Raw genomic sequence first — 7,810 nt, forward strand, 5'->3', positions numbered from 1 at the left:
CCTCAAAACCTTGATGGCGAGCCTGCTCTGGCGTCTGGCCGTGTCAAGGACCGGCCTCCGGCCGGCCGCGCCGCGGCGGCCCCAGCGGGGCCGTCCCTGACACGGCCAGACGCCAGACCTCCGATCCACCAAGGCTTTAAGGTGCGGTCGCATCCGGGGGGATGGGGCTTAGACAAGCACATCTTCTGGGCAGCCCAAAAGAGTGGATGCCAAAGGCGGCAGCACGCAATTCACAAAAAGATCGCCAAGGATTTTCCCTCACGCCGCGAAGCGATCCCTCGACCGCCAGACGTGACGAAAGCTGACGTTTCAATCCTATGATGACGGAGCGTAGACAACGCCTATCAATTGTTTAGCGTCATGAACTTGGCGGACCCCTGGCTCGAATCCGGGAAGCTCGAAAGGGCGTCACGATGTCATCGCCGTCCCCCGTCCATGTTGACCTCGGCCTGCTTGCCAGCGCGATGCACGACAGCCGCCAATATCCCGAGTTGGAACGGCGCATCCGACGCTTTCATGGCAAGGTAGTCGTTAAGACCGACCTCGATCAGGTTCGTCGTGCAATCGACGAACTAAATGGACTGCTTCGTGAGATGCCCGCGCCAGCTACATTTACTGGGTTTGAACTGGCGGCCGGAGAGGCGCTTTGCGTCTACGCAGTAGTGGCCTATTGCCGTGCGCTCGTCTCTGATGGGAGCGGCCGATTTCCAACGGGTGTGAAATTTCCACCAGATTTGGCAGCCGCACACGACCGCATCGCAAGCTTACGCAATCGGCGATTGGCCCACTACGGCAGAAGCGAGTCTGAAGAGGAGGCAAGCTGGGCAGACGATCGAGCAGTCGCGGTGTTTGAAGGCGATCACCTGTATCTCCGCTTTGCGACCAGCCGCCGTGGCTGGGACAACAAAATTATCGACGATCTCGACGCTCTTACGGCCTTTGCGATTGACGCGGTCACTGCTCAGGCCACTGCGGAGTCGAACGCCCTTGCGGACGAGTTGATCGCCGTCGTCGATCAACCTGAATTTATCCAACTCGCACTTAGGAGTGAGTTTTCCCCTCGGCAATTTTTCGACAATCCTGAGCAGGCCGATGCTATAGGAAGTTCGGAGATAACTGTGTTTAGTGGGATGAGATTTTCTGTACTCACTAGCGACAAATAGGCTCTTCTCTGCAATAACCCCTTTCAATGTTCACATTATTCTTGTGTTTGTGTCGCCGCGCTTTCTTACTACTCACTGAGGACCGAAATCAAATATTGGTGCCCCCCAACGCCAACAGCCCCGACCTCTCGGCCGGGGCTGTCGCTCTATCCAACGCTGATCCGCGTCCGCCGCCTCTACGCCGCGTCCAGATCCAGCGAATACCCCGCCGACCGCACCGTCCGGATCGGATCGCCGTCCACATCCCCGTTCAGCGCCTTGCGCAGCCGGCCGATGTGCACGTCCACGGTCCGCGCCTCGACATAGACGTCCGAGCCCCAGACGGCGTCCAGCAGCTGTTCGCGGCTGAACACCCGGCCCGGGTGCTGCATCAGGTAGTCGAGCAGGCGGAACTCGGTGGGGCCGAGGTGGACTTCCTTGCCCTGGCGCTTCACGCGGTGGGCGACGCGGTCGATGACGATGTCGCCGACCGTGATGCGGTCGTCGGCCAGGCCCGGGCGGATGCGGCGCAGGACGGCGCGGACGCGGGCGGTCAGTTCGATCATCGAGAACGGCTTGACCACATAGTCGTCGGCGCCGGTGTCGAGGCCGCGGATCCGGTCGCTCTCCTCGCCGCGCGCCGTCAGCATGATGATCGGCACGTTGCGGGTTTCGGAGCGGCCGCGCAGGCGGCGGCAGACTTCGATGCCCGAGACCTTGGGCAGCATCCAGTCGAGGATCACCAGGTCCGGAGCGCGCTCCGAAGCCATGGTCAGGGCTTCCTCGCCGTCGCCGGCCACGCCGACGACATAGCCTTCCTTGTCGAGATTGTAGTGCAGCAGGGTGGCCAGGGCGTCTTCGTCTTCGACCACCAGAACATACGGAGTCACTAGGCCGGCCCTCTATCAGTTCGACAGGGTTTCGAGCTTGGGCCGCTGGGAGATGATCTCCTCGCCGGTCAGCTCGAAATGGATGATCTCGGCGATGTTGGTGGCGTGGTCGCCGATGCGCTCGAGGTTCTTGGCGACGAACAGCAGGTGGGCGCACGGATTGATCGTCCGGGGATCGCCCATCATGTAGGTCAGCAGTTCGCGGAAGATGGCGTTGTAGTGCTCGTCCACCTCCTCGTCGCGGCCCCAGACGCCGACGGCGCGCTGCAGGTCGGAGGTGGTGTAGGCGTCCAGCACGTCCTTCAGCCGGCCCTGGACCAGGCGGCCCATGCGCTCGATCGAGCGGGTCAGGGCGGTCATCGGGTCGGCTTCGGTCAGGATCAGGGCGCGCTTGCCGATGTTCTTGGCCATGTCGCCGCAGCGTTCCAGGCTCATCGAGATCTTCAGGGCGGCGACGGCGTGGCGCAGGTCCACGGCCATCGGCTGGCGCAGGGCGATCAGGCGGAAGGCCTTGCGCTCGATCTCGGCCTGCAGGATGTCGAGCCGCTCGTCGCGGGCCACGACCTGCTGGGCCAGGGGCGCGTCGCGGCGGGCGATGCAGTCGATGGCGTCGGCGACCTGGGCCTCGGCCAGGCCGCCCATGCGGGTGACCTCGGCCGTGAGGTGGCTCAGCTCTTCGCCGTAGGATTTGACGGTGTGCTCGGTCATGTCTCGATCCCTACCGGTTAGCCGAAGCGGCCGGTGATGTAGTCTTGGGTGCGGGTGTCGCGAGGATTGGTGAACATCTCCTCGGTCGGACCGCTCTCGACCAGCTTGCCCAGGTGGAAGAAGGCGGTCTTCTGCGACACGCGGGCGGCCTGGGCCATCGAGTGGGTGACGATGACGATGCAGAACTGGTTGCGCAGCTCGTCGATCAGTTCCTCGATCTTGGCCGTGGCGATCGGGTCCAGCGCCGAGCAGGGCTCGTCCATCAGGATCACTTCGGGGCTGACGGCGATGGCGCGGGCGATGACCAGGCGCTGCTGCTGGCCGCCCGACAGGCCGGTGCCGGCCTGGTGCAGACGGTCGGCGACCTCGTTCCACAGGCCGGCCTTCTTCAGGCTGGCCTCGACAATGGCTTCCAACTCGGCCTTGCCGGTGGCCAGGCCGTGGATTTTCGGACCGTAGGCGACGTTCTCGAAGATCGTCTTGGGGAACGGGTTCGGCTTCTGGAACACCATGCCCACCCGCGAGCGCAGCACCACCGGATCGACGCTCTTGGCGTTGACATCATTGCCGTCAATCTCGATCGAGCCCTGGACCTTGGCCGACGGGATGGTGTCGTTCATGCGATTGATGCAGCGCAGGAAGGTCGACTTGCCGCAGCCCGACGGGCCGATGAAGGCGGTGACCGACTTGGCCGGCACGTCCAGGCTGACGTCGAACAGCGCCTGCTTGTCGCCGTAGAACACGTTGACGTCGCGAGCCCGGATCTTGAACTCGCTGGTCGTCACGTGGCCGTGGCCGGCGGGGATGGCCGAGGCCAGGGTCGGAGCATGAGCGGCGATGGTGTCGTCGCGGTTTTCGGTCGGCATGGCGTGTCCCAGCGAAAGGGAGGAAGCGAGGGGATTGAGAAGGCGCATCAGTCTACCACCGGCGTTCGAAGCGACGGCGCAGGATCACGGCGGCGGCGTTCATGACGATCATGAAGACCAGCAGCACGATGATCGCCGCGGCGGTGCGTTCGTGGAAGGCGCGCTCGGAAGCGTTCTCCCAGATGAACACCTGGACCGGCAGCACGGTGGCCGAGCTGGTGAAGGTTTCGGGCGCGCCGGGCACGAAGGCGACCATGCCGATCATCAAGAGCGGCGCGGTCTCGCCCAGGGCGTGGGCCAGCGACAGGATGGCGCCGGTCATCACGCCGGGCATGGCCAGCGGCAGCACGTGGTGGAAGACGGTCTGGGCCTTGGAGGCGCCGACGCCCAGGGCGGCTTCGCGGATCGACGGCGGCACGGCCTTCAGCGAGCTGCGGGTGGCGATGATCACGGTCGGCAGGGCCATCAGGGCCAGCACCAGGCCGCCGACCAGCGGCGAGCCGCGCGGCACGTGCAGCCAGTTGATGAACAGGGCCAGGCCCAGCAGGCCGTAGACGATCGAGGGGACGGCCGCGAGGTTGTTGATGTTGACCTCGATCACGTCGGTCCAGCGGTTCTTCGGAGCGAACTCTTCCAGATAGACCGCGGCCAGCACGCCGACCGGGATGGCGATCACGGCGGTGATGATCAGCATCATGGCCGAACCGATCACCGCGCCCCAGACGCCGGCCTGTTCGGGCTCGGTGGAGTCGGAGTTGGTGAAGAACTTGGTGTTGAAGCCGGCCTTGACCGTGCCGTCGGTGCGCAGCCGGTCCAGCCAGTCCAGCTGCTGGTTGTCGAGCTTGCGGTCGCCCTCGGCGGTCGAGCGCTTGATCTCGCCCTTGTAGTAGAGGTCGGCGTCGGCCTTGACCGAACCCGTCACGTTGACCGTCTTGCCGATCAGCGAGTGGTCCTTCTTGATCATCTGCAGCAGCTGGTTGCCGAAGTCGCGCGAGGTCAGGTCCATGATCTTGGCCGACGTCGTGCCCAGGTCGTCGTCCTGGACGCCCAGCTTCTTCATCATCGCCTCGGCGACGATGTAGTCGTAATTGACGCCTTCCAGCGCGTTCACGTCGATGCGCTCGGCGTTCAGATAGACCGGCACCGTCAGGGTGTGGGTCTCGAAGGTCGAATAGCCCTGGGCGACGATGCGGCCGACCAGCACGACCAGGAAGATCATGGCGATGACGATCGCCGCGATGCCCTGGGCGCGGAACAGCTTTTCCGAGCGGTGACGCTTCTTGAGCAGGGCTTCGCGCGCCGAGAGCTGGGCCGCCTTGGGGGCGGGGGCGCCGGGGGAAATGGCCGCGTCAGTCATATTGTTCCCGGTACTTCTGGACGATGCGCAGGGCGATGATGTTCAGGCCCAGGGTGACCACGAACAGGGTCAGGCCCAGGCCGAAGGCCGACAGGGTCTTCGGGCTGTCGAATTCCTGGTCGCCGGTCAGCAGGGTGACGATCTGGACGGTCACGGTGGTGACGGTGTCCAGCGGGTTGGCGGTCAGCTTGGCCTGCAGGCCGGCGGCCATGGTGACGATCATGGTCTCGCCGACGGCGCGGGACACGGCCAGCAGCATGGCGGCCATGATCCCCGGCAGGGCGGCGGGCAGGACCACCTTCTTGACGGTCTCGGACTTGGTCGCGCCCATCGCGTAGCTGCCGTCGCGCAAGCTCTGGGGCACGGCGTTGATGATGTCGTCCGACAGCGAGGAGACGAAGGGGATCAGCATGATGCCCATCACCACCCCGGCCACCAGGGCCATCTGGTTCTGCACCTGCATCAGGTACTGGGCCAGGTTGTCCAGGGGACCGCCGGCGAGGCTGGCGCCGATGCCGTTGAAGAACGAGCGGAAGATCGGGCCCACGGTCAGGGCGGCGAAGAAGCCGTAGACCACGGTCGGCACGCCGGCCAGGATCTCCAGCAGCGGCTTGATCGTCGAGCGCAGGCCGCGATTGGCGTATTCCGACAGGTAGATCGCCGAGTAGAGGCCGATCGGGGCGGCGACCAGCATGGCGATCATCATCACCAGGAAGGTGCCGGCGAACAGCGGCACGGCTCCGAAGGCGCCCGACGAGGCCACCTGGTCGGCGCGCATGGCGATCTGCGGGGCCCATTCGGTGCCGAACAGGAAGGCCAGCGGCGAGACGCTCTCGAAGAACCGCCAGCTCTCGTAGATCAGCGACATGACGATGCCGAGGGTGGTCAGGACGGCCGCGACCGAGCAGGCGATCAGCACGCCGGCGATCCAGCCCTCGACCCGGTTTCGGGCCCGGAACTCGGTGTTGATGCGCGGGGTGGCCAGCAGGAAGCCGGCCAGGGCCAGCAGGCCGGCCAGGCCCAGCACCGAATAGCTGACGATGCCGTCGATCCGCTTGGCCTCGACCACCTTGGCGTCGAAGGCGGTCTTCAGGGCGCCGTCATAGGCCACCTCGGAGGCGGACTGGCCGGTGGCGATGGCGTTGACGTCGCTGAAGAACACGTCCTGACGATCCGGGGTGAGCGCCCGCACCGCCGCCGGCCGCTCGGCCTGCAGCATGGCGTCCTCGACCCGGCCGCCGAAGGTGGCGCCCAGCAGGAGCAGCAGCGCCGCCGGGGCGCCGGCCCACAGGGCGGCGTACATGCCGTAATAGTTCGGCAGCGAATGGAGCTTGGCCGCTGAGCCGCCGGAGGACTTCAGCGCGCGGCTTCGGCCGGCCATGAAAGCCGCGCCCGAGAACAGGACGAGGAAGAGGAGCGAGAGCCAGGTCAGCATGCGTGCGGCGGGGTCTTGCGCGAAGGGATGCGATGACGGCGCACAGCGCGCCGTACCGCCCACGCCGATCTATGCCGGGCGGGCGCTGACCTTATGCGACGTTTTGACGACAGTTTTGCGACAGCGTCCGGGAGGGGGCGTTCTGGAGATCAATCGTCCATCGACGGGCATGCCGCGAATGCCCGTAGCGCAACTACCGTATTGATTTCGCCGATCAAGCGTTACCATTCTAAGGTTGAGTTTGTCTGAGGGGGTTCAAGACATGTTCAAGCCTTACGAAATCGCGCCGACTCCGTTCCGCTGTGACCAAGTGGATGCTGAAACCGTCGTTTGTGGTTCCGGCGCTTGCAAAATTTGCAGCTGCCAGTCCTTTCGCACAGCGGGCTCGATAGACCCGGGGCTGTGCCAATGTGGCCATGACTGGATCGGCCACAACTAGACCCACACCTTTGCGCGCGGCCCACATCTATTATTCTGGCTGAGCAAGCGTATGCGCTCGGGCGTTCGCGTAGGACTAGTCGTGCCTAGCCGTGAAAAGGTCAGCACCCTGGCCTTGGGCGAAACTCAGCTTTCCGTTCCCCGCGCCATCGGGAAATAGACCCCGAACGCGGCCCCCTCGCCCTGGACGCTTTCCACCGTCATGCCGCCTCGGTGTCGGTTCATGATGTGCTTGACGATCGCCAGGCCCAGGCCCGTCCCCGAGCGCTCGCCGCTCTTCTGGCCCTCGACCCGATAGAACCGCTCGGTCAGGCGTGGCAGGTGTTCGCGGGCCAGGCCCGGCCCCCGGTCGCTGACCCGCAGGGACGCATAGCGCTCCTCGACGGCGTGGTCGGGGGTCAGCAGCGACATGCGGGCCGCGGCGGGATCGCGCGGCGCGGCGGCCATGTCGACGGTCAGGCCCGAAAAGACCTCGACCCGCACCACCCCGTCGCGCGGCGTGTACTTGATGGCGTTGTCGACCAGATTCTGGATCACCTGGACGATCTGGTCGCGATCGCCCTCGACCACGGCCGCCCCGCGCGGCGGCAGGACGGGATCGAAGGCCACGGCCTTGGTCTTGGCCTGGGGCGTCAGGGCGTCCAGCACGTCGATCGTCGCCATGGCCAGATCGACCTGGCCCAGCGGCGCGATGTGCTCGTTGAGCTCGATTCGCGACAGGCTCATCAGGTCGTCGATCAGCCGCGCCATCCGCTCGGCCTGGGCCTGCATGATGCCCAGGAACCGGTCCCGCGCCCCGACATCGTCCTTGGCGTGGCCGCGCAGGGTCTCGATGAAGCCCGACAGCGAGGCCAGGGGCGTGCGCAGCTCGTGGCTGGCGTTGGCCAGGAAGTCGGCCCGGGTGCGAGTGGGCGGCGCACTGCGCCCCGCTGGGCGTCGACGAGCGCGGGTCGCGCCTGGCCCTGCTGGTGCTC

General features: G+C 65.6%; 7 protein-coding genes. 1 reads left to right on the forward strand and 6 read right to left on the reverse strand.

Going from position 1 to position 7,810, the window contains the following annotated elements; all coding sequences use genetic code 11:
* Positions 1-413: 413 nt before the first annotated feature.
* Entirely contained in the window at positions 414-1,163 is a 750-nt protein-coding gene (locus AC1DZ6_RS14055) for a hypothetical protein (protein ID WP_477097784.1), read from the forward strand.
* A gap of 176 nt (positions 1,164-1,339) precedes the next feature.
* Here AC1DZ6_RS14055 and phoB read toward each other — a convergent pair whose 3' ends face one another.
* The 6 genes from phoB to AC1DZ6_RS14085 form a co-directional block, all read right to left on the reverse strand.
* Positions 1,340-2,032, reverse strand: coding sequence for a phosphate regulon transcriptional regulator PhoB (gene phoB / locus AC1DZ6_RS14060; protein WP_012288542.1), 693 nt, complete (start codon positions 2,030-2,032; stop codon positions 1,340-1,342).
* A 15-nt stretch (positions 2,033-2,047) separates the two neighbouring features.
* Positions 2,048-2,740 carry a phosphate signaling complex protein PhoU gene (gene phoU, locus AC1DZ6_RS14065; RefSeq protein WP_477097785.1) on the reverse strand — a complete coding sequence of 231 codons (693 nt, stop codon included), beginning with the start codon at positions 2,738-2,740 and terminating at the stop codon, positions 2,048-2,050.
* 17 nt (positions 2,741-2,757) lie between these two features.
* The gene (gene pstB / locus AC1DZ6_RS14070) at positions 2,758-3,606 is read right to left on the reverse strand and encodes a phosphate ABC transporter ATP-binding protein PstB (RefSeq protein WP_477097786.1); all 849 of its coding nucleotides are present in this window, start codon (positions 3,604-3,606) and stop codon (positions 2,758-2,760) included.
* 52 nt (positions 3,607-3,658) lie between these two features.
* The gene (gene pstA / locus AC1DZ6_RS14075; RefSeq protein ID WP_477097787.1) at positions 3,659-4,963 is read right to left on the reverse strand and encodes a phosphate ABC transporter permease PstA; all 1,305 of its coding nucleotides are present in this window, start codon (positions 4,961-4,963) and stop codon (positions 3,659-3,661) included.
* Positions 4,956-6,398 carry a phosphate ABC transporter permease subunit PstC gene (pstC, locus tag AC1DZ6_RS14080; RefSeq protein ID WP_477097788.1) on the reverse strand — a complete coding sequence of 481 codons (1,443 nt, stop codon included), beginning with the start codon at positions 6,396-6,398 and terminating at the stop codon, positions 4,956-4,958. Before pstC ends, pstA begins: the two co-directional genes overlap by 8 nt.
* A gap of 564 nt (positions 6,399-6,962) precedes the next feature.
* The coding region (locus AC1DZ6_RS14085) for a sensor histidine kinase (RefSeq protein ID WP_477097789.1) at positions 6,963-7,810 on the reverse strand (848 nt) is incomplete at its 5' end.

It is taken from the genome of Caulobacter sp. P1_B12_2 (assembly GCF_056406675.1).